Origin of the sequence: Brevibacterium sp. 'Marine', from assembly GCF_012844365.1 — a bacterium.
Taxonomy (GTDB): domain Bacteria; phylum Actinomycetota; class Actinomycetes; order Actinomycetales; family Brevibacteriaceae; genus Brevibacterium.
The window spans coordinates 2,707,980-2,730,332 of sequence record NZ_CP051626.1 but is presented as its reverse complement, the minus strand read 5'-3'; the positions used below and the strand labels follow the sequence as shown (position 1 = coordinate 2,730,332).

Below are 22,353 nucleotides of genomic sequence, written 5' to 3'. Positions count from 1 at the left end.
ATGGGCGCGGCGACTCCAGCCAACCGGGCGTGGTTTCCCGGCCTCGTCATCCATACCGTGCTCGCGCACGCCACCTACAACGGCGTCCGCGTCCTCATCTCCTACCGCACCCTCGAACTCGGCGGAACGGGGTTCGTCCTCGGTCTGATGACGGCCGTGTACTCGCTCGTCCCACTGCTCACCGCCCTCTTCATCGGCCGCCTCGTCGATCGGGGCTACGCCACCGCGGTGCTGTGGACGGGAACCGTGCTGTCCGTCCTGCCCGTCGCGCTCGCGGCCATGGCCCCCAACCTCGGCGTGCTGCTGGTCGCCACGATGAGCCTCGGCGTCGGACAGCTGCTGACCACGGTCGCCTCCCAAGCGCTCATCCCGCAGAGTTTCCCGGCGGCCCAGATGACATCGAAGTTCGGCCACCTCACCCTCGGCGTCTCGATCGGGCAGACCATCGGACTGCCCCTGGCGGGAATGGTCGCCGACGCGACCTCCGGGCAGGCACACATCACGAACGCCCTGTGGTTCATGACCGCGGTCTCCGCGCTCACCCTCATCGCCGCCGTCATCGTCATGCTCCGCGGCAGGACTCCGCACGTCTCCCGCGCCGAGGCGGCCGAAGGGGCGCAGACGCCGTGGGCGCTCCTGTCGATCCGGGGGATGAAACCGGCGATCTTCGCGTCCATGGCCACGCTCGCCGCCGTCGATCTGATGACCGCCTACCTGCCGCTCATCGGGCAGCAGAACGGACTGTCCGTGACCACGGTGACCTGGCTGCTCGCCCTGCGCACCCTGGCCTCGGTGGTCTCACGGCTCTTCATCGGAAGCCTCACGGCCAGGTGGCGGGACCTGTCTCTGCTGTGGACCGCCTCGGCGATAGCCGGCATCAGCGTCGTCCTCATCCCCGTGTTCAGCCAACCGTGGACGCTCGGGGTGCTGCTCGCGGTCGCGGGATTCTGCTTCGGGCTCACCCAGCCGCTGACCATGTCGTGGGTGTCCGCGCTGGCCGATGCGAAGAATCGGGCCGCGGTGCTCTCGATCCGCCTGGCGGGCAACCGACTCAGCCAGGTCGCGATCCCCTCGGCCGCCTCGGCGCTGACGATCGTCGCCGGCTCCGGGATCGTGTTCACGATGTCCGGAGCGCTGCTCCTCATCGCCGGGGCAGTGACCTGGCGCAATCATCACGAACGATGGTGACGAGGAACACCTGCACGGCCGATGAAGACCGATTGGTAATGACCGCTGACAATGATTAGAATGGTGAGTCGCGTGTGAACGCAGGAGCGACATCCTCAAACGCACCAGGAGGACAGGGCATGAAGGACAGATCTGAATTCGTCTATGATCTCAGATCCATGGGATTGCTCGGTCATCCGGGTGAGTGGGAACGGGTGAACACCACCTTGTCGGCTCCAGCGGATCTCAAGATCGAAGTGATCGGGGTTGCGGAAGGTTCACCACTGACGCTCGAGCTGATGTTCGAGAGTGTGTCGGAGGGAATCTACGTGTCGGGCACAGTCTCGGCGACGGCCCGCGGCGAAGACGCGAGGACGCTCGAACCCATCGAGCTGCCTATAGATGTGGACATCCAGGAGATGTACGTCTATGAGCAGGCCGAAGGGGACGAAGACTCCTACGTCATCGACCGGGATCAGCTCGACCTCGAGCCCGCGATCAGAGACGCCGTCGTGATGGCTCTGCCGTTCAATCCCTCGCGGGATGAGAGCGAGGAGTTCAGCTACACCCTGGGGGAGGACCTCGAGGTGGACGAGGACGAATCCGAATCGCCGTTCGCATCATTGAAGAATCTGTTGGAAGAGAAGAAAGAGAGCTAGACGTGGCTGTTCCGAAGCGTAAATTGTCGCGCAGCAACACCCGCCACCGTCGTTCGCAGTGGAAGGCCAAGGCTCCGAACCTGGTCAAGACTGTGGAGAACGGTCGCGTTGTGTACTCGCGCCCCCACCAGGCCAAGGTCGTCGAAGACGCAGCCGGCACCCCGCTGTACCTCGAGTACAAGGGCCGCAAGGTCGCTGACGTCTGAGACTGTGGACACTGACACCACAGCAGCACTGAAGAAGAGTCTCGGGATCGATATTGATCCCGAGACTTTTCGTCTCGCGCTCACGCACCGCTCCTTCGCCTTCGAGGCCGGTGGCATCCCCACCAACGAGCGCCTCGAGTTCCTCGGCGACTCCGTTCTGGGCCTCGTCGCCACCGAGTCGCTGTTCTACGACAACCCGGACCTGCCCGAAGGCCAGCTGGCCAAGATGCGTTCGGCCGTCGTCAACACGCGCGCCCTGGCATCGATCGCCCGCCGACACGGCATCGGCGAGCACATTCTTTTGGGCAAGGGTGAGGAGCTGACCGGAGGCCGGAACAAGGACTCGATCCTCGCCGACACGGTCGAGGCCCTCATCGGCGCGACCTTCGTCTCCCGCGGACGCGAAGAGGCATTCGCCTTCGTCCACCGACTCATCGACGGAATGCTCGACGACGCGGTCAACCTCGGCGCGGGGATGGATTTCAAGACCACCCTGCAGGAAGCGGCTGCCGACCTCGATCTCGGTGCGGTGAGCTACGAGATCACCTCGGCCGGGCCCGACCATGCGATGGTCTTCACCGCCACCGCGATGCTCGGGGCGAACAACTGGGGCGCCGGCGACGGATCCTCGAAGAAGGCCGCCGAAGCCGCGGCCGCCGAGGTGGCCGTCAAAGCCATCCGCACCATCTACCCGGACTACCGGCGCTGAGACTCACCGTGTACGTGAGGTCTTTCTCGGGTCTTCGCGCTCTGCTGGGGCAGCCATCTGATGCCTGAGCTTCCCGAGGTCGAAAGCGTCCGTCGCGGCGTCGACGAATGGACGGCCGGAACCACGATCACCGGCGCCGAGGTGGCCGACCCCCGAATTCTGGGCACGACGTCCCAGCGGCGCATCGATCCGTCCGCGGTCTCCGGGTTCGTTTCGGCCGTGACCGGGGCGCACATCCTCAAGGCCGAACGGCGCGGGAAGTTCATGTGGCTGAGCCTGGGGGAGGGGACTGTGCTTGCCTCTGAGCCGGGCTCGGGGGCCTGCTCGCCGCCGAGGCCCGAGCTCGGCATCCTCGTGCATCTGGGCATGAGCGGCCAGCTGCGCGTCCATTCGCCCGGCGAGGAGCTCCACCGGCACACGCGCGCGGTTCTGCACCTCGACAGCGACCGCGAACTGCGCTTCGTCGACCAACGGATCTTCGGCCATATCGGCGTCCAACCTCTCGTCCACGGGTACGGGCGCCTCGTCCCCGCCTCGGCGATCCATATCGCCCCCGATCCGCTCGAACCCGCGTTCGATCCGGAACGGGTCGTGGCGGAGCTTAAGAAGAAGCGCACGGCGATCAAGGCCGCGCTGCTCGACCAGACGGTGGTCAGCGGGATCGGAAACATCTACGCCGACGAGGCGCTGTTCCGGGCGGGGGTCCACCCCTTGGCGGTGCCGACACGGACACGGAAGAGCCGCCTGACCGCGGTCCTCGAATCCGCAACGAAAGTGATGAGCGACGCCCTGGCCGTGGGCGGGACGAGCTTCGACGCTCTCTACGTCAACGTCAACGGCGAATCCGGGTATTTCGATCGGGCTCTGCTCGTCTACGGGCGCGGCGGACAGGAATGTGTGCGCTGCGGGACCGAGATCGTCAAGATCACCGTCGGCGGGCGCGGAACCCACTACTGCCCCGTGTGCCAGAAGGCCCCACGGTACCGTCTGCGGTGAGGACGCTGGGGTGGCCCGGCCTCCGTGTCTCCGGCGCGCTGCACCCCAGCTGCCGAGAGCATCCCGCACCGTTGCTCGCAGTCCCTCGCCTTCGCCGCAAGTCCTACAGGCAACGGTCCATCGGTCACCGGCAGGGGCATTATGCACCGCTGCAGCGCGGTGCAATGAAACTCAGGGTGATGGATGCCGGGCAGGAGAGGCTGTCGAGACCTCCGGCTTCAACGCAGTGAAGCGTAGACTCGGGCGAGAAGTCGCCACCTCGGTGCTCAGGCGGAGAGGAATGCTCATGTTCACGGTTCCAACGATCGTTGCAGGGATCGTACTCCTGCTCGTCAGGGCGGTTCTGACCGTGGCTTTCGTCCGCGAGTTCATGGTCAAGGCCAAGGATATTCCGCGGTTCGCCGAGGCGGATGGGCTCAACGTTCCGACCGCATGGTTCGTCGCCATCGCCGAGCTCGCCGCCGCAGTCTCATTCGCCACCGGCGTCCTCGCTCAATGGGCCGGTCTCGGCGTGGTCGTGCTCATGCTCATCACGACGAGCCTGCACGTCTTCAAATGGCACTCGAAGTACTGGGCCTCGGCGGGTGGTCCCGAATACGACCTGCTCCTGTTGGTGCTGGCTGCCGTCATCACTGCATTCGGTGCCGGACCGATCGCCATTCCGGCACTGTTCGGGATGTGACAGCGACGGGATTCGGCCGGCTCAGGACGAATGTGTCGGCCGTTCGGATGCGATGGTGCCCTGTTCGTTGAGGATGTCGCCGAGCATCGCATAGAGACGCGCAGCGCACGGACGGTGCCTCGAGTTCTTGGCACCGATCATCGATCTCGTCGAGTGCCTCTCCGCGGCAGCGCGCCACGAAGAGGATGAACTCGACGAACACGGACCAGGTATCGTCGGCTTCGGCAGGACGCTGTCCCGCTATGGAGCCCAGGGCGTCCTCGCGAGATACGCCTTGTGGCCGTCGATGAGAGCTCTCTGCGCCTCGCAGTGGTCGGGCGGGGTGAGTATGTTCGCAGGGTTCGTCGGAGACAACCACAGCGAGTCGACCTCGACGATCCGACCGTTTCTGAGCCGCGCGGCCGCTGCCAGCCGAGGACGAGACCCTGGCGCGGGGATGAGAATGCGGTCGAGATCCCGCCAGGCAATCCGGCGGGGTCTGCCGGTGAATCCGCACCAGATGAACTCCTCAGGTGTGATCTCGAGTCGGGCACGAGCACCCAAGTGGAAGTTCACCCAGGCGCCGATGAGCAGGATGACCGGGCCGAAGAGGAAGAGGAGAAGTGCCGGTTCGGCGAAGATCGCCAGGATGATTACCGTGATGAACGCGAGAATGGCCATCACGACGAGCATCCAGCCGATGAACTTCGAGATGTTGCCCTCGCGTCTGATGACAACTTTCATCTGATCAGGCTTCGCCCTTCGCTCGGGTCATGGCGGGCAATCTGCAGCGTCGATGTCGTCACGATTCGATATCCTATCCGGCTGGGGCGCGAATCTGTCGACCAGGAGGCGTTTGTCTTCCCGGAAGCATCGGGCACCGACGGTCTCATGTCCTACAGCTGCGAGCGCATCCGTCACCGTTCGCGGCAAATCGCACCGATGCAACGCGGTGATTGGGCGCGAACGGTGACGGATGCCTCTGGCCGGCCGCGGAGATGGCGGTGCGTACCCGGCGCGCACCTCGGCGACGAGAATACGGCAACTTCCTCCCCTCCAAACTACCTGACGGCGCCCCAGCAACCTGGCGCCAGGTTGCTGGGGCGCCGTCAGGTAGCAATTGGGGGTGTCAGCTGTTGGTGGTGGACTTGTCCGCCGACTCGGTGCTGGAGTCAACACGCGAATCGCCGGCGGCATCCTCATCCTCGTCCTCGACCTGGAGTTCCGAGGTCTCGAGTCCGAAGATCTCGCCGTCGTACGCGTCGACCGCGGTGGCCACAGAGGTCTCGAGCACGTGCGCGGCCAGCTGCTCCTGGATGATGAGCGGATCCTTCGACAGGTCCTTCCAGACCGCCACGCACAGCAGCAGCATGACGATGACGAACGGCAGGGCGGAGACGATCGTGATGTTCTTCAGTCCGTCGAGTGCCTCGGCGGGATCGTTGCCGCCCGCCAAGAGCATGACCGCAGCGACGGCACCTGTCGCGGTGCCCCAGAAGATGACGAGGCCCTTGCCCGGCTCCTGCATGCCGTTGGCCGACAGGGTGCCCATGACGATCGACGCGGAGTCCGCGCCGGTGACGAAGAAGATCGCAATGAGGAGGACCGTGACGATCATGAGGATGATCGCGATGAGGTTCGGCAGCGGCAGAGCGCCGAGGAGGTCGAACAGGATCGTGTCCATGTTGATGTCCGGTTCGCCGTCGACGACCGTCGCCAGCGCCTTGACCGTGCTTTCGCCGCGCTCGGCGCGTTCCTGGATGCCGATGGCGCCCCCACCGAAGATCGCGAACCAGATGGTCGAGACGACCGAGGGAACGATGAGCACACCGGTGACGAACTGACGAACGGTGCGTCCGCGGGAGATGCGGGCGATGAACAGGCCGACGAAGGGCGACCATGACACCCACCAGGCCCAGTAGAAGACCGTCCACGACGACAGCCACTCGTTGACACCCTGACCTTCGGCGGCGGTCCGGGACGCCAACTGGGGCAGATCCTGGATGAACGAACCCACCGAGGAGGGGACGACGTTGAGGATGAACAGCGTCGGTCCGCCGATGAAGACGATGAGGGCGACGATGACCGCGAGCACCATGTTGATGTTCGACAGCCACTGGATGCCCTTCTCCACACCCGAGACCGCGGAGACGACGAATGCAGCGGTGAGAATTGCGATGATGATGACGAGCACCGGGGAGGAGACCTCGGACATGATGCCCGCCGACTCGATGCCGCCGCCGATCTGGATGGCGCCCAGACCCAGCGAGCAGGCCGAGCCGAACAGAGTCGCGAGGATCGCAAGGATGTTGATGACCTTGCCGCCGATTCCGTTGACTGCGCGTTCGCCGAACAGCGGGGTGAACATCGAAGAGAACAGCTGTGAGCGTCCCAGACGGAACGAACCGTAGGCCACGCCGAGACCGACGATGGCGTACATCGCCCACGGGTAGAGGGTCCAGTGGAACAGCGTCGTGCCCATGGACGTGCCCATCGCCTCAGGAGTGGAGCCGTCGACGGTGTTCGGGGGAGGGGACATGTAGAAGAACAGGGGTTCGCCGACCGCGGAGAACACGAGGCCGATGCCCATGCCCGTGGCGAACATCATCGCTATCCACGAGGAGGTCTTGAACTCCGGCTTCTCATCGTCGCGGCCCAACGGGATCCGGCCGAAGCGCTTGAGCGCGACGACGATGACGAAGATCGTGAAGATCGTGGCGGCGATGACGAAGAGCCATCCGAAGTTGTCCATCACGCCCGTCAGCAGCGTGCCCGCCACATTGCCGAGGCTTTCGGGGGAGACGAAGCCCCAGATGACGAATGCGACGGCGAGGATGCCGGCCGCGAAGAAGACCACCCTGTCCAGGCCCTCACGTTTGAAAGGGCGGAGCGCGGTCGTCGGATTCTTCAGATGCTCGATGAGCTCTTGAGTCTTTGAGTGTTCACTGCTCATAGTGATGAGCCGATCGGAGCAGGCCCTCGGTGGAGCAGTGGAGGACGGGCCACCGCCTCGGCGTTCCTTCCTTGACGGGACTGCATCGGACAAGTGGTACAAGCAAAGGCCCTGTCGGTCACGACAGGGCCTTTCCCAGCTCCCCCGGCTGGGCTCGAACCAGCGACCCTTCGATTAACAGTCGAATGCTCTGCCAACTGAGCTACGGAGGAAAAATGCGCAGTCGTCCACGCACGAGGAGAAACTCTACCAAAAGATTCGGGATCTCGCCGCCGCCTGCGGATATGCTGGGTGCCAATATGCATCTCAAAAGCCTGACACTGCGGGGATTCAAGTCCTTCGCCTCGGCGACGACCCTCCGATTCGAGCCGGGAATCACCTGCGTCGTCGGACCCAACGGCTCGGGCAAATCCAACGTCGTCGACGCCCTGTCCTGGGTGATGGGCGAGCAGGGTGCGAAGAATCTGCGCGGCGGAAAGATGGACGACGTCATCTTCGCCGGAACCTCGAAACGCCAGGCCCTGGGACGCGCCGAGGTGACTCTGACCATCGACAACACCGACGGAGCCATCCCCGTCGACTACACCGAGGTGACCATCTCGCGGACCCTGTTCCGCACCGGCGGATCCGAATACGCCGTCAACGGTGCCCCGGCCAGGCTGCTCGACATCCAAGAGCTGCTCAACGACTCCGGCCTGGGCAAGGAGATGCACGTCATCGTCGGTCAGGGCCGCCTCGATGCGATCCTCCACGCCGACCCGCTCGAGCGCCGCAGCTTCATCGAAGAGGCGGCCGGGGTGCTCAAGCACCGACGCCGCAAGGACAAAGCGGTCCGCAAACTCACCGGACTGCAGACGAACCTCGACCGGCTCACCGATCTGCGCACCGAACTCAACCGGCAGTTGGGACCCCTGGGGCGGCAGGCCGAAGCCGCCGCGAAGGCCGCGACCGTCCAGGCGACCCTGCGTGACGCCACGGCCAGGCTGCTCGCCGACGATGCCGTGCGGATGCAGTCCTCCCTGGCCTCGACGAGCGAGGGCGAAGACCACAGCGACCGCATCACCGAACTCGACCACCGCCGCACCCGCACCGAGGCGCGCCTATCGGAGATCGAAGCCCGTCTGTCCGAACTCGACTCCGAACTCGACGTCCAACGCACCGCCGAATCGCGGACACAGACACAAGTCGTGCGCGCCCAGGGACTGAGCCGACGTGCCGAGGACAAACGCTCCCACCTGCTCTCGGAAGTCACTAGCTTGGGGCAGAGGGAAGCGAAGTCACCCGAAGAGCTGCGCGCCCAGGCCGAACGCAACCGTTCCGAACTCACAGAGGCCGAAGAGGCCGTGACCGAGAGGGCGACTGCGCTCGAGGCCAGCCAGCAGCGGAAGGACGAGCTCACCCAGGCGCTGCGCAGCGCCGAAGACGAGGTCAAGGCCGCACAGATCGCCATCACTGAAGCGGTGAAGAACCGCTCCGCCCTGCAGTCGAAGCAGACCCAGGCGGCCGAGCGGATCACCGACCTCAAGTCCCGGATCGAAGCCAACCGTGCAGAGATCGACACCGTCACCGACCGCATCGCCGAGCGCAGCAGGGACCTCGAAACCGCGGAGACCGGAGTCGAGGACGTCGAGGCCGGTGAGACCGAACTCGACTCCGCGTACGAGGCGGCGCAGGAGAGCCTCGAGAAGTTGGAGACCGAACGCACCGGCCTGCAGGAGCAACGGGCGCAGGTCGCGTCCGAACTGTCCTCGGCGAAGGCCCGTGCGGAGGCCCTGGCCCTGGCCCTGGGCACCGCCTTGGAAGCCGACCTCGACGACATCGTCAACGCCGAACTGCCGGGGGTGCGCACCGCCGTGACCGAACGGCTGAGCGTCGAGCACGGCTTCGAAATGGCCGCGGCCGCCGCGCTGTCGACCACGGTCTCCGGCGTCATCGTCGATGACAGCGACGTGGCGCTGGCAGTGCTCGACCACCTCGGCGAGGACACGAACGTGTCACTGACGATCCCCGCCGGGGTCGAATCAGCGACCGGGAAGGGCGGTGGAAGTGCCCTCGAGGCGCTGCCGGAGCTGCCTGCCCTGGGCGACCTGCGCTGGCTCTCCGAGGTCGTCGACAGTGACGTCCCCGAACTGCGGACTCTGGTGGCGCGGGCCCTGCACGGAGTCGTCTGCGTCCCCGACGCGCGCACCGGAATCGAGCTGACCGAATCCCGACCGGAACTCACCGCCGTCACCGTCGCCGGGGAAGTGCTCACCGCGACCCGCATCAGCCGGGCCCGCACCGCCTCGGGCACACGCCTGGCCTCACAGACCGCGCTCGAGGACACCCGGTCCCAGATCACCGACCTCGAGGACCGGGCAGGCAAGCTCGACGCGTCCCTGCAGGAACTCGAACCGCGCTTGAGCGCAGCGCGAGAGGAATCGGCCGCGGCGCTCGACGCTCTCCACTCCTCCGATGCGAAGATCATGGCCGCCGCCGAGGAGGTCTCTCGCATCACCGGTGAGATCGGCGTGGCCCGCACTCGACTGCAGCGCGCGCAGGAGAACGCCACCGAACTCGACGCCCGCCTGACCGCCGCAGAACGCGACTCTCAGTCGGCCGCGGCGGCACTGGCGTCCGCCGCCGAGGTCGACGAAGTCGTCGACACCGCTGCCCGGGACGAACTCAGCGCCCAGGTCGCCCAGGCCTCGGACGACCTCGTCGAAGCCCGCATCAGCCACCGATCGGCTGCCGACCGGGCCCGGTTCCTCAGCGACCGGGTCGACTCCCTCCTGCGAGCGGCGAAGGCCGAAGAAGCGGCGCGGGAGCAGACGCAGCGCGCGATCGCGAAGAAGAAGCGCGCGGCCGCCTCGGTGCAGCTCATCGCCGAGACGGCGGCCGACGCCGCCGAGCTGGCCACCTCCACGGTGGCCGAACTCGGTGAGGCGATCCAGGTCCTCGTCGACGAACGCGGCGGTCTGCGCGAAGAGAAGGGCCGCCTCGGCGAGGAATTGGGGTCGACGCGAACCCAGCTGCAGAAGCTCAAGGACGCCGCCGCCGAGGCGGAACTGGCGAAGGAGCGATTCAGGCTGAGACTCGAGGAGATCGCACACCGGTCCGAAGAGGAGACGGGGTTGGGCATCGACCGCCTCATCGACGAATTCGGGCCGCATCTGCCCGTCCCGTCATTCGATGAGGACGTCGAGGATCGTCCGTATGTGCGCGCCGAGGTGGAGAAACGGCAGAAGCAGGCGGCCTCCCAGCTCAAACGCATCGGCACGGTCAATCCGCTCGCGCTCGAGGAGTACGAGGCGCTGAAGGAACGGCATCAGTTCCTCGAGAAGCAGATCGCGGACATCGAATCCTCGCGCAAGGACCTCATGCAGCTCGTCGAGGAGGTCGACCGGCACGTCGAACGCGTCTTCGCCGAGGCCTATGCGGACACGGCGCGGGAGTTCGAGGACATCTTCTCCCGTCTCTTCCCCGGTGGTGAGGGCGCACTGAGCCTGACCGATCCGAACGATATGCTCACCACCGGCGTCGACGTCCACGCCCGCCCGGCCGGCAAGAAGGTCAAACGCCTGTCTCTGCTCTCCGGCGGCGAGCGGTCGCTGGTCGCCGTGGCCATGCTGGTCGCGATCTTCAAGGCCCGGCCGAGCCCGTTCTACGTCATGGACGAAGTCGAAGCGGCCCTCGACGATCTCAACCTCTCGCGGCTGCTCACGGTGTTCAAGGAGCTCCAGGACTCCTCGCAGCTCATCGTCATCACCCACCAGAAGCGGACCATGGAGATCGCCGACGCCCTCTACGGCGTGACGATGCACGGCGACGGAGTGTCGAAGGTCATATCGCAGCGGATTCCGTGAACCACGGCACCCGGTCTGCCCGCCGCGCCCGAGGTGACGGGCCCGCCGTGAGGACACAAGGCCGTTTGACGGTGACGTCCAGGACAGTCCCAGCGAATTTTGCAACAGCGCTCCGGCGGGCGAGCACAATTGTCGTCGCCGGGGACTATAGACTTGGGCCGAGACACAGGTAATCGAAGAACGTGAGGAGCGAGACGTCCATGGCCGAGGCTGCTGTGCTGCGAGGTGGCTCGAGGGCATGAATTCGGTACTTGTCGTCATCGTCGGACTGGCGATCTCCTTCGCTCTGGCACTCGTCGTCGTCCTCCTCGTGGCTCTGCCCGGCCTGCGCGCCGAAGGACGCCTGCGGTACTCCTCCGACGTGCAGCGTTTCCGCCTGCCGCCCGAGTGGACCGGCTACGACGACGAAGTCCACGAGTTCTTCGGCCACGACGACGGCACCTCGCACCTGGCGACGAGAGAGCAGGCGGCGGTGACCGCGATCCGCGACCACTCCTATGTGCTGCGCCCCCAACCCCGACGCCACGCCGCACCCTCACTCATCACGGTGCGCCCGCGCACCCGCCACTGGAAGATCCCCGAATCGGGAACCGGGTGGAAGACCACCGCCGGGCTGCTCTTCGGCAGCCGCGGGTCCTGACCTTCGCACCCACGGTCTCGAGCGCTCGAGGCCGACGACAACGGAGACCGCGCCGACTGATTCCGGCGCGCTCAACAACACACAGACACCACCGGAAGAATCCGGGAACTCGAGTGCCGGCGGACTTGACGGCGGCGCTCAAAGGAGGACGGAAGAACCATGGATCAGCCGATCATCTTGCTCATCGTCGCGGCGATCGTCTTCGCTCTCGTCGTCGCGCTGGGCATCTCGCTGCGCGTCAACGCCCGGAAGAAGGGGCTGGATGAGCGGCGCGGCATCGATGCGGAGGTCACCGGTGAGCTGAGCATCGATGACGTCGCCGAGGCGGTCGAGAAGGACAGAGCCGAAACGCGCGGATCCGAGGTTCCCACCGAACCTGCCAGCCGCCTCGTCCGACTGCGCGAGCGCCTGGCGAAGTCGAACTCCGGTCTCGGCCGTGGGCTGCTCAACCTCCTCTCACGCGACAACCTCGATGAGTCCGCCTGGGAGGAGATCGAGGACACGCTCATCCTCGCTGACGTCGGCGTCGAACCGACGACCGAGCTCGTCGATCGCCTGCGCGAGCGCGTCAAGGTGCTCGGCACCCGGGATCCCGAAGAGGTCCGCGGGCTGCTGCGCGAAGAGCTCATCACACTCGTCGACCCGACGATGGACCGGTCGCTGGCCGACACCGGCAAGGGCGACGACCCCTCCGTCATCCTCGTCGTCGGAGTCAACGGCGCGGGGAAGACGACGACGGTGGGCAAGATCGCCCGCGTGCTCGTCGCCGAGGACAAGTCCGTGCTGCTCGGAGCCGCGGACACCTTCCGTGCCGCCGCAGCCGAACAGCTGGCCACATGGGGCGAACGCGTCGGCGTCGAAACCGTCCGCAGGGACGAAGGGGCCGACCCCGCCTCGGTGGCGTACTCAGCCGTCGAGAAGGGGCAGGCCGACGGCACCGACGTCGTCCTCATCGACACCGCCGGGCGTCTGCAGAACAAACGCGGACTCATGGATGAGCTCGGCAAGGTCAAGAGAGTGGCCACCCGCCCGCTGGGGGAGGGCCACGAGATCGACGAAGTGCTCCTCGTCCTCGACGCGACCACCGGGCAGAACGGCATGCAGCAGGCGAAGGTCTTCGCCGAGGCGGTCGACATCACCGGAATCGTGCTCACCAAGCTCGACGGCACCGCGAAGGGCGGAATCGTCGTCGCCGTCCAGCGTGAGCTCGGCGTACCGGTCAAGCTCATCGGCCTCGGCGAAGGCGCCGACGACCTCGCACCATTCACCGCCGAAGGATTCGTCGACGCGCTGCTCGACTGATTCCGTCGTCATTTCTCGGCCGGGTCTCACCCTTGTATCTGCTGGGTGAGACCCGGCTTGTCACATATCGGAAACATGAACGACTCACCTCTGTGACATCCGTCATGGAGACTGTGTCTGCCCGGTTCGACCCGGAACCGGCATAGACAGATAAGAGACGACATGGAACTCGATGCAGTGAATGTATGGATGATGGTCGCCGCGGGTCTGGTTCTGCTCATGACCCCCGGTGTGGCCTTCTTCTACGGAGGAATGACGCGAATCACCTCCGCCATCAACATGATGATGATGGTCTTCTCCGCGATGGCCGTCGGCGGCCTCGTCTGGGTCCTCTTCGGATACGGGCTCAGCTCCGGGGACTCCATCGCCGGGATCGTCGGCGATCCGCTGTCCCAACTGGGTCTGGCCGATGCCGTGGCCAATGAGCCCGAATCGCTCATCTCGATCGGCTACGGTTCGACCTTCGCGATGATCGCCATCGCCCTCATCGCCGGAGCCGTCGCCGACCGCGCGAAATTCTCGACCTGGCTGGTCTTCTCCGCCGCGTGGGTGACCCTGGTGTACTGCCCGCTGGCCTTCATGGTCTGGGGCGACGGACTGCTCACCGAATCCGGTGCCATCGGCAGCCTGTTCGGCCCCGCCATCGACTTCGCCGGAGGCACGGTCGTGCACATCAACGCCGGCATCTCCGCGCTGGTCCTGGTCGTGGTGATGGGCCGCCGGGCCCGGTTCTCGACCCCGCACAAGCCGCACAACATCCCGATCACCGTGCTCGGAGCCGCCCTGCTGTGGTTCGGCTGGTTCGGCTTCAACGGCGGTGCCGCCTCGACGATCGAACAGGGCGGCCTGATCTGGATCAACACGCTGGCCGCACCGGCCGCCGGCATGATCACCTGGATCATGATCGAACGGATGCGGGCCTCGCGGCCCTCGAGCATCGGCAGCGTCTCCGGTGCCATCGCCGGACTCGTCGCGATCACCCCGGCATGTGCGAATGTCGACCCCTACGCGGCCGTCCTCATCGGCGTCGCCGCCGGCGCGGGAGCGATCTTCGCCGTCGAAGCGAAGAACCGTCTGCGCTACGACGATGCACTCGACGTCGTGGCCGTCCACCTCGTCGCCGGAGTCATCGGCACCGTGATGATCGGCTTCTTCGCCTTCCCACACGAGGACGGGCCGGCCGGCCTCTTCTACGGCGGCGGTCTCGAACTCCTCATCGCACAGGTGCTCGCCTGCCTTGTCGCGGTCGTCTTCGCCGGAGTCGTCACCCTGGCCATCTCGCTGGTCCTGCGATCGACGATGGGTCTGCGGATCGACCCCCGCGAGGAACTCGAGGGAATCGACGCCTTCGAACATGCCGAACAGGCCTATTCGTTCCGCTGAACACCCCAGACGCCCGTCAGGGGGCCGGTCGGTCTCGCCGGCCGCCTCGGCGGGGGAGAGTGCGAAGTCGTGCTCAGCGAATGCCTCGGCACAGGTGGAAGCAGACCGCCTGAGCCGAGGCATTCGGCCGTCCACACGCCCGCGGACGGCAGGGCCGCCTCGGGGTCGGCATCTGTCACCGGTAGTGGCACCTCCTACAGGTGCTGCGGCATCTGTCACCGTTGGCACCACAACACCCCGATGCAATGGGGCGATTCAGCGGGAACGGTGAGGGATGGCCGCAAGCGGGGCCGGTTCGGGGAATTGTCAGCGGCCGCGGTTTCAGCCGGACCCGGGTGACTTGCTAGTCTAGAGAGTCGACCAAACCATCGTGAAGAAGGCTTGTACGTGTTTAACTCTCTGTCCGACAGGCTCACCGCGACTTTCAAGAATCTGCGCGGGAAGGGCCGGCTGTCCGAAGCCGACGTCGATGCCACCATCCGTGAGATCAGACGTGCCCTGCTCGACGCCGACGTCGCCCTGCCTGTCGTGCGTGCCTTCACCGGCCGGATCCGCGAACGCGCCCTGTCCGAGGAGGTCTCGGCCGCGCTCAACCCCGGCCAACAGGTCGTCAAGATCGTCAACGACGAACTCGTCGGCATCCTCGGCGGGCAGACCCGTCGCCTCAACTTCGCCAAGCGTCCGCCGACGGTCATCATGCTCGCCGGCCTCCAGGGTGCCGGTAAGACCACCCTGGCCGGAAAGCTCGCCCACTGGCTGAAGTCCGAGGGCCACCGTCCCATGCTCGTCGCCGCCGACCTGCAGCGGCCCAACGCCGTCAACCAGCTCCAGATCGTCGGCGAACGTGCCGGTGCCGTGGTCTATGCCCCGGAGCCGGGCAACGGCGTGGGCGATCCGATCCAGGTCGCCACCGACTCGATCGAGGTCGCGAAGTCCAAACTCCACGACGTCGTCATCGTCGATACGGCCGGCCGCCTCGGCATCGACGAGGAGCTCATGGCCCAGGCCGCGGACATCCGCAGCGCGGTCAACCCCGACGAGGTCCTCTTCGTCATCGACGCGATGATCGGTCAGGACGCGGTGAAGACCGCCGAGGCGTTCCTCGACGGCGTCGACTTCACCGGCGTCGTGCTCTCGAAGCTCGACGGTGACTCCCGCGGTGGTGCCGCGCTGTCCGTCGCCGAGGTGACCGGGAAGCCGATCATGTTCGCCTCGACCGGCGAATCGATGAAGGACTTCGAACAGTTCCATCCGGACCGGATGGCCGACCGGATCCTCGATATGGGCGACATCATGACGCTCATCGAGCAGGCCGAGAAGAACTTCGACGAAAAAGAGACCGAGAAGCTCAAGAAGAAGGTCGAATCCGGCGAGGACTTCGACCTCAACGACTTCCTCACGCAGATGGCGGGCCTGAAGAAGATGGGCTCGATGAAGAAGATGCTGGGCATGATGCCCGGCATGAGCCAGTACAAGGATCAGCTGGCGAACTTCGACGAGCGTGAGGTCGACCGGGTCGAAGCGATTGTGAGATCGATGACACCGCAGGAGCGCTCCAACCCGAAGATCCTCAACGGCTCCCGTCGTGCCCGCATCGCCAAGGGCGCCGGCACCACGGTCACCGCGGTCAACCAGCTCATGGAGCGCTTCACTCAGGCGCAGAAGATGATGCGGTCGATGACCCGTGGCGGCGGCGGAATGCCCGGAATGCCCGGTGGCGGCGGTATGCCGCAGATGCCCGGAATGGGCGGAATGCCTGGTGCCGCGGGTGGAAAGAAGAAGAAGCCCGCAGGGAAGAAGAAGGGCCGCAAGGGCGGTCAGTCGGGCAACCCGGCCAAGCGTGCGCAGGAGGCGCAGGCGCTGGCCGATAAGAAGGCGGGCAAGACCCAGGACCCGGTCGGTTCGGCCTTCGGCGGAGTCGACCTCGGCGCCGATGAGGAATTCGACCCGGCGAACCTGCCCAAGGGCTTCGGGGGAATCTTCCCAGGTGGCAAGAAGTAGAGGCTTCTGGCACAATTGACTCTTGTACTTTTGCTCTCGGTCCGGGCCCTCTCATCCGCGCCGAAGTGATAGTCCGAGCCGCGGCTTCCAGCAGATCAACCCCACGATTCTTCTGGTACAGCTGTGCACACAGAACACAAAAGGAGACACCACTAAAGTGGCAGTCAAAATTCGTCTGACCCGCATGGGCAAGATCCGTGCACCCTTCTACCGCGTCGTCGTCGCTGATTCGAAGACTCGTCGTGACGGTAAGGCCATCGAGCAGATCGGCATCTACCACCCGACCCGTGAGCCTTCGGTCATCGAGATCGATTCCGAGCGCGCACAGTACTGGCTGTCGGTCGGCGCACAGCCGAGCGACCAGGTCAAGGCTCTGCTCAAGCTCACCGGTGACTGGCAGAAGTTCAAGGGCGAGGGTGAAGCGGTCAACACCGTCAAACCGCAGCCGGAGAAGGAAGCCTACGTGGCCCCCAACGCCGAATCGGTGATCAAGGAAGCCATCACGCAGAAGGGCGGCAAGTCCGCTGACGTTGCCGAGGCTCCGGCCGAGGAAACAGCTGAGGCCGCTGAAGAAAGCGCTGAAGCCTGAGATGTTGCCTGATTCGCTCGAGCATCTGGTCCGCGGAATCGTCGATCATCCCGACGACGTCTCCGTTCGTTCGCGTTCGTCGCAGCGCGGTACGACCCTCGAGGTCCGGGTTCACCCCGAAGACCTCGGCCGGGTCATCGGCCGTGCAGGCAGGACCGCCAAGGCCCTGCGCACCGTGATGAACTCGCTGGCCGGCCGTGAGTCGGTGCGAGTGGACCTCATCGAGGCGTAATTCCGACATCCGAGAGGGGATGCAGTGCCGATGCGCTGCATCCCCTCTCGTGCATTCATCCGCCGGTCGCCGACTACACTGGTGCCAGAACACGGCGGTCCGCCGGCTGACCGCAAGAGAAGTCATCCGGGCGCATGATCGGCCGGACAGACAGTGACAGCACACTTCGAGGAGCAGTATGGACACGGTGATCGCCCGGCTGGGCAAGCCGCACGGAATCAAAGGCGAATTCACCGTCGAGGTGCGCACCGACCGACCCGAGGAACGGCTCAACCCCGGTGAGACCTTCGCCACCGATCCCGATATCGGAGTGCTGACGCTGAAGTCGGCTAGGTGGCACCGCGACCGCCTGCTCTTGGCCTTCGACGAGGTCCCCGATCGCAATCGTGCCGAGGAGATCCGCAACACCCTCATCCTCGCCGAGGCGGACGACGTCGAGGACGAAGCCGATGCCTGGTACCTCGATGACCTCATCGGGCTCAAGGTCTATGAGAACGACGCCCTCGTCGGCGAGATCGTCGACGTCACCAACGGCACCGCCCAGGATCTGCTCCATATGAAGCACGCGGACGGACACGTTGTGCTCATCCCCTTCGTCACCGAGATCGTGCCCGACGTCGACATCGACTCCGGCCGCATCAGCGTCACCCCGCCCGCCGGCCTCTTCGACGCCGAATGAGCGAACTGTCCCCGATGACCGACGACGACACCCCCGCCGAGGCGGTCGGACCGGACCCTGTGACCCAGGGTGCGGCCCCCGCCGAAGCGGTCCGACCTCAGATGTCGATCGACGTCGTCTCGATCTTCCCCGAATACCTCGCCGGTCTGCAGCTCTCGCTCATCGGCAAGGCCGTCGACCGCGGCCAGCTGAGCCTGGACGTCCACGACCTGCGGGACTTCACCTTCGACCGGCACAACACCGTCGATGACTCGCCCTACGGCGGCGGAGCGGGAATGGTCATGAAGGCCGAACCCTGGGCCCTGGCTCTCGAGCACATCCTGGCAGGTCGCGGTAGCGCTGCGGAGGGCGAAGGCCCGGAAAGTGCTCAGACTGCGGGTCCTCCAGCCGGCGGCAAGCCGACGCTCATCGTGCCCAGCCCTGCCGGGCAGGTGTTCGATCAGCGCATCGCCGAGGATCTCGCCGCCCGCGACCACCTCGTCTTCGCCTGCGGACGCTACGAAGGAATCGACCAGCGCGTCATCGATTGGGCTGGGGAGCACTTCGATCTGCTGCCGATGAGCATCGGCGACTATGTGCTCAACGGCGGCGAAGTCGCTTCGATGGTGATGATCGAAGCCGTCAGTCGCCTCATCCCCGGCGTCATCGGCAACCCCGAGTCGCTGACCGAGGAGAGCCATGAAGACGGACTGCTCGAATACCCGATCTACACGAAGCCGGCGAACTGGCGCGGACGTGACGTGCCCGAGATCCTGCTCAGCGGCAACCATGCTGCGATCGCCCGGTGGCGACGTGACCGACGTCTCGAACGCACCGCAGAAGTCAGACCTGATCTGCTCGAGAGACTCGATGACCTGAGCAAGGACGACCTTGCGGCGCTTCAGCGGTTTGAGTCTGAGCGCTCAACCGTGACAGAATAGAGCGTCGCGTTTGTTGGCACTCACCTGCTTCAGGGGGATGAGTGCCCACGGTGGCCCGCCGCATCGTTTCGGCGGGTCGACGGGGAGAGATCCCGACAGACGATCCAGCTACCGGTTCACCGGTCCGATATGCGTGTCCTCGACCTGAAGCAGGGGCCACAGGAGAAACCACAATGCAGAAGCTCGATGTTGTAGATGCAGCCTCGCTGAAGTCTGACGTTCCCGAATTCCGCCCGGGCGACACCCTCAACGTTCACGTCAAGGTGATCGAAGGTTCGCGCTCGCGTATCCAGGTCTTCAAGGGAATCGTCATCCGTCGCCAGGGCGACGGCGTTCGCGAGACCTTCACCGTTCGTAAGATCAGCTTCGGCGTCGGTGTGGAGCGTACCTTCCCGGTGCACTCGCCCAACGTCGACAAGATCGAGGTCCTCACCCGCGGCGCAGTGCGCCGTGCGAAGCTGTACTACCTGCGCGAACTGCGCGGCAAGGCTGCTCGCATCCGCGAAAAGGCCTGATTTGCCCGGCACTGTGGGAGATGATCACACGGTGCCGAACAGACATGAAGACGCGACCTTCGGGTCGCGTCTTCTGTCTTCGGCACGGTTCTGGAAGACGATTGCTGCGATCGCCGTCGTCATCATCGTCCTCGGCGGATCGATCCGCGGGTTCGTCATCCAGCGCTTCACCATTCCGAGTGCTTCGATGGAGCCGACGCTCAAGGTCGACGACTCGATCACGGTGTGGCGTCCGGATGCCCTGCGGGGTGACCTCCAACGCGGAGACATCGTCGTCTTCGACGGTCGCGGATCGTTCGTCGACGATGCGCTGCCCACACCTCTGCAGAAGATCGGCTCGTGGGTCGGACTCGGCCCCCGGGACGTCTACTACGTCAAACGCGTCATCGCCGTCGGCGGTGACAGCCTCGAATGCTGCGACGCGAAGGGGCGTCTGCTGCTCAACGGCAAACCTCTGCGCGAAGACTATGCCCCCACCCCAGCCTCGGCGGTGGAATTCTCCATCGAAGTCCCCGACGGCACCATGTGGGTGATGGGCGACAACCGCAATGAATCCGCCGACTCCCGGTCGCTGCTGGGACGGCCCGGTGGGGGATTCATCCCCACCGATCGGGTCATCGGCCCCGTGATCGGACACGGCTCCTCGATCGACTGAGCGCCGCCTCGGTGAGGGCGGGTCCAAAGTGCAAATGCGGTGATTTCGATCGGTGCGTATGATCTTCGAACCCGTGGGAGCTGACACGCGGTGCTCATACTCCCGTCCCGACCTCTGACACGCGAGGTCGGGAGCCCGCCTCGGTGAGGGGAATTCGGCGTCATCTGAGCCTTGCGCGGACGGCTGAGCGTTCGCACTCAACTGCACTGCGGCTGAGCGTGAGGCTCCGGTCGTGCTGATACGCTCGGTTCAGTCCGCAGCCGCAGTGCTGATCCGAACAGCCGCAGTCCTGGTCCGATGTGAAAGCGAACGAATGACAAGCGAATCCGAAGCTTCCCCGCCACCCGCCTCGAAACGGTTCGCGCGCGGGCTGCTGGAGACCCTGGCGATCATCGTCATCGCCCTGCTCATCTCGACGGCGCTGAAGACGTGGGTCGTCCGCGCGTTCTACATCCCGTCCGAATCGATGATGACCACCCTCCAGGTCGATGACCGGGTCCTCGTCAACCAGCTGGCTCACCGCTTCGGACCCGCCGACCGCGGCGACATCATCGTCTTCGACGACCCCGATCATTGGCTCTCGGCGGCCGAGACCGCCGAATACACGCCCAACCCGATCCTCGAATTCATCGGATTGGCCCCCGCGGACTCGGGCAATCAGCTGATCAAACGCGTCATCGGCGTCGGCGGTGACACGATCAAGTGCTGCGACGCCGAAGGTCGCCTGCTGGTCAACGGCGAACCTATCGACGAATCCTACCTCGATGCGGGCACCGCCCCCTCGGAGGTCGAATTCGAAGTCACCGTGCCCGAGGGCCACTACTGGGTGATGGGCGACAACCGCGGCAACTCCGCCGATTCCCGCTACCACATGGACACCGACCCCTATGTGGCCGAGGAGGACGTGGTCGGCACCGTGTTCCTCATCAACTGGCCGTTCAAACACTTCAGCTGGGTCTCGACCCCCGACGAGGTCTTCGCGGACGTGCCGGACACCGCCGAGGGAATCACCGGGAACTGATGGCCGCACGTGGACTGACCGACCTCAGCGTCGAACGCGGACTGCTCAGCGAGGGATTCGATTTCGTCATCGGCGTCGACGAGGTGGGCCGCGGCGCTCTGGCCGGGCCCGTCGGTGTCGGTGTCGCCCTGTTCGATCTGCGCGCCCTCACCGCCGCCGAGGTACCCGCCGGCATCCATGACTCGAAGCAGCTGAGCGCGCAGTCGAGGCAGGAGGCCACCGAGCGAGTGCGATCGTGGGCGACCGTCGCGGCGGTGGGGTCGACGACTCCTGCCGAACTCGACGAGGTGGGGATGACGATGGCCCTCAACCTCGCCGGACGCCGCGCCATGATGTCGATGCTCAGCGATTGGGCGGACCCGCGTTCCGAGGGTCATTGTTCGATCGGTTCCGAACAGAACGGTTCGGGCGGAGTCGATGTCGATGGCAGAGCCGCCTCGGTGGGCGAATTCCCTGACCGTACGATGGTGCTCCTCGACGGCCGCCACGATTGGCTCTCGGCCCCACTCACCCTCGATTGCCTGGGGATATTCGGAGACTGTGCCGACCTCGAACTGCCGCCGGTGCGCACCGTGATCAAGGGCGACGGCTCGGTTCCGGCGATTGCGGCGGCAAGCATCGTGGCGAAAGTGGCACGCGACGAGACGATGATCGCCCTCGCCGAGGCTCATCCGCACTATGGTTGGGAATCGAACGTGGGATACGGGACGGTGAAGCACCGACAGGGCATCGCCGAACTCGGCCCCAGCATCCACCACCGGAGAAGCTTCCGCCTGAGCGCGGACTCAAGAGCGAAGGAGGGCCTGTCATGAGTGCCGATGATCTTGACGACTACGAAGCGCAACTCGAACTTGCGCTGTACAAGGAATACCGGGACGTCGTCGGTCTCTTCGCCTATGTCGTCGAGACCGAGCGTCGGTTCTACCTCGCCAACCACGTCGACCTCAAGGCCCACAACGACGCCGGCGACGTGTACTTCGAACTCACCCTGCGCGACGCCTGGGTGTGGGACAGCTACCGATCGGCACGGTTCATCAAGACCGTGCACGTGCTGACGTTCAAGGACGTCAACATCGAGGAGATCGCGAAGTCCGATCTCGAACCGCCGACGGCGATCCGCGGCTGAGGCGGCTTCCTCACATCATCGGCGGAGCCTGGGCTCGACCACTCGCGCACCGATCGCTGTGGACGCCGCTCTGACTTGACCGTCGTGGGCCTGT

The 22,353-nt window shown here is 65.4% G+C and carries 22 protein-coding genes and 1 tRNA gene; 20 read left to right on the top strand and 3 right to left on the bottom strand.

Annotation, left to right across the window (positions count from 1 at the left end; genetic code table 11):
• From HF684_RS12265 to HF684_RS12240, 6 genes are all read left to right on the top strand, one after another.
• Complete coding sequence (locus HF684_RS12265) at nucleotides 1-1,188, top strand: MFS transporter (protein ID WP_169252690.1); 1,188 nt, start codon at nucleotides 1-3, stop codon at nucleotides 1,186-1,188.
• Nucleotides 1,189-1,262: 74 nt separating this feature from the next.
• Nucleotides 1,263-1,826: a DUF177 domain-containing protein gene (locus HF684_RS12260; RefSeq protein WP_248278923.1), complete on the top strand. Its 564-nt coding sequence runs from the start codon at nucleotides 1,263-1,265 to the stop codon at nucleotides 1,824-1,826.
• A 2-nt stretch (nucleotides 1,827-1,828) separates the two neighbouring features.
• The gene (gene rpmF, locus HF684_RS12255; RefSeq protein ID WP_025777330.1) at nucleotides 1,829-2,032 is read left to right on the top strand and encodes a 50S ribosomal protein L32; all 204 of its coding nucleotides are present in this window, start codon (nucleotides 1,829-1,831) and stop codon (nucleotides 2,030-2,032) included.
• Between the two features lie 4 nt (nucleotides 2,033-2,036).
• Nucleotides 2,037-2,741, top strand: a complete 705-nt coding sequence (gene rnc / locus HF684_RS12250) for a ribonuclease III (protein WP_025777329.1) — start codon at nucleotides 2,037-2,039, stop codon at nucleotides 2,739-2,741.
• A 60-nt stretch (nucleotides 2,742-2,801) separates the two neighbouring features.
• Entirely contained in the window at nucleotides 2,802-3,737 is a 936-nt protein-coding gene (gene mutM / locus HF684_RS12245) for a bifunctional DNA-formamidopyrimidine glycosylase/DNA-(apurinic or apyrimidinic site) lyase (RefSeq protein WP_169252689.1), read from the top strand.
• 286 nt (nucleotides 3,738-4,023) lie between these two features.
• Nucleotides 4,024-4,419, top strand: coding sequence for a DoxX family protein (locus HF684_RS12240; protein WP_169252688.1), 396 nt, complete (start codon nucleotides 4,024-4,026; stop codon nucleotides 4,417-4,419).
• Nucleotides 4,420-4,659: 240 nt separating this feature from the next.
• Here HF684_RS12240 and HF684_RS12235 read toward each other — a convergent pair whose 3' ends face one another.
• From HF684_RS12235 to HF684_RS12225, 3 genes are all read right to left on the bottom strand, one after another.
• The gene (locus HF684_RS12235) at nucleotides 4,660-5,142 is read right to left on the bottom strand and encodes a hypothetical protein (RefSeq protein ID WP_169252687.1); all 483 of its coding nucleotides are present in this window, start codon (nucleotides 5,140-5,142) and stop codon (nucleotides 4,660-4,662) included.
• Nucleotides 5,143-5,527: 385 nt separating this feature from the next.
• Entirely contained in the window at nucleotides 5,528-7,351 is a 1,824-nt protein-coding gene (locus tag HF684_RS12230; RefSeq protein ID WP_248278922.1) for a BCCT family transporter, read from the bottom strand.
• 139 nt (nucleotides 7,352-7,490) lie between these two features.
• Nucleotides 7,491-7,563: transfer RNA gene (locus HF684_RS12225), tRNA-Asn, on the bottom strand.
• Nucleotides 7,564-7,650: 87 nt separating this feature from the next.
• On the opposite strand from HF684_RS12225, the gene smc reads away from it, so the two are divergent.
• From smc to HF684_RS12155, 14 genes are all read left to right on the top strand, one after another.
• Nucleotides 7,651-11,196 (top strand): chromosome segregation protein SMC, encoded by a 3,546-nt coding sequence (gene smc, locus HF684_RS12220; protein ID WP_169252686.1) that lies wholly within the window; start codon nucleotides 7,651-7,653, stop codon nucleotides 11,194-11,196.
• Between the two features lie 238 nt (nucleotides 11,197-11,434).
• The gene (locus HF684_RS12215; RefSeq protein ID WP_025777325.1) at nucleotides 11,435-11,836 is read left to right on the top strand and encodes a hypothetical protein; all 402 of its coding nucleotides are present in this window, start codon (nucleotides 11,435-11,437) and stop codon (nucleotides 11,834-11,836) included.
• A 159-nt stretch (nucleotides 11,837-11,995) separates the two neighbouring features.
• The gene (gene ftsY, locus HF684_RS12210; RefSeq protein ID WP_169252685.1) at nucleotides 11,996-13,138 is read left to right on the top strand and encodes a signal recognition particle-docking protein FtsY; all 1,143 of its coding nucleotides are present in this window, start codon (nucleotides 11,996-11,998) and stop codon (nucleotides 13,136-13,138) included.
• A gap of 162 nt (nucleotides 13,139-13,300) precedes the next feature.
• Nucleotides 13,301-14,521, top strand: coding sequence for an ammonium transporter (locus HF684_RS12205; RefSeq protein WP_169252684.1), 1,221 nt, complete (start codon nucleotides 13,301-13,303; stop codon nucleotides 14,519-14,521).
• Between the two features lie 387 nt (nucleotides 14,522-14,908).
• On the top strand, nucleotides 14,909-16,522 hold the full coding sequence (gene ffh / locus HF684_RS12200; RefSeq protein ID WP_169252683.1) for a signal recognition particle protein: 1,614 nt from the start codon (nucleotides 14,909-14,911) through the stop codon (nucleotides 16,520-16,522).
• Between the two features lie 157 nt (nucleotides 16,523-16,679).
• On the top strand, nucleotides 16,680-17,111 hold the full coding sequence (gene rpsP / locus HF684_RS12195) for a 30S ribosomal protein S16 (protein WP_169252682.1): 432 nt from the start codon (nucleotides 16,680-16,682) through the stop codon (nucleotides 17,109-17,111).
• Nucleotide 17,112: 1 nt separating this feature from the next.
• Complete coding sequence (locus tag HF684_RS12190) at nucleotides 17,113-17,343, top strand: RNA-binding protein (RefSeq protein WP_039210974.1); 231 nt, start codon at nucleotides 17,113-17,115, stop codon at nucleotides 17,341-17,343.
• Nucleotides 17,344-17,521: 178 nt separating this feature from the next.
• Nucleotides 17,522-18,022 (top strand): ribosome maturation factor RimM, encoded by a 501-nt coding sequence (gene rimM, locus HF684_RS12185; protein WP_169252681.1) that lies wholly within the window; start codon nucleotides 17,522-17,524, stop codon nucleotides 18,020-18,022.
• Nucleotides 18,023-18,123: 101 nt separating this feature from the next.
• Nucleotides 18,124-18,942 carry a tRNA (guanosine(37)-N1)-methyltransferase TrmD gene (trmD, locus tag HF684_RS12180; protein WP_169253903.1) on the top strand — a complete coding sequence of 273 codons (819 nt, stop codon included), beginning with the start codon at nucleotides 18,124-18,126 and terminating at the stop codon, nucleotides 18,940-18,942.
• A 173-nt stretch (nucleotides 18,943-19,115) separates the two neighbouring features.
• Nucleotides 19,116-19,457, top strand: a complete 342-nt coding sequence (gene rplS, locus HF684_RS12175; protein WP_025777317.1) for a 50S ribosomal protein L19 — start codon at nucleotides 19,116-19,118, stop codon at nucleotides 19,455-19,457.
• A gap of 31 nt (nucleotides 19,458-19,488) precedes the next feature.
• Complete coding sequence (lepB, locus tag HF684_RS12170; RefSeq protein WP_169252680.1) at nucleotides 19,489-20,112, top strand: signal peptidase I; 624 nt, start codon at nucleotides 19,489-19,491, stop codon at nucleotides 20,110-20,112.
• Nucleotides 20,113-20,425: 313 nt separating this feature from the next.
• Nucleotides 20,426-21,133 carry a signal peptidase I gene (lepB, locus tag HF684_RS12165; RefSeq protein WP_169252679.1) on the top strand — a complete coding sequence of 236 codons (708 nt, stop codon included), beginning with the start codon at nucleotides 20,426-20,428 and terminating at the stop codon, nucleotides 21,131-21,133.
• The gene (locus HF684_RS12160; protein ID WP_169252678.1) at nucleotides 21,133-21,945 is read left to right on the top strand and encodes a ribonuclease HII; all 813 of its coding nucleotides are present in this window, start codon (nucleotides 21,133-21,135) and stop codon (nucleotides 21,943-21,945) included. Before lepB (HF684_RS12165) ends, HF684_RS12160 begins: the two co-directional genes overlap by 1 nt.
• Entirely contained in the window at nucleotides 21,942-22,259 is a 318-nt protein-coding gene (locus tag HF684_RS12155; RefSeq protein ID WP_025777313.1) for a DUF2469 domain-containing protein, read from the top strand. The genes HF684_RS12160 and HF684_RS12155 overlap by 4 nt, the downstream gene beginning before the upstream one ends.
• Nucleotides 22,260-22,353 lie beyond the last annotated feature (94 nt).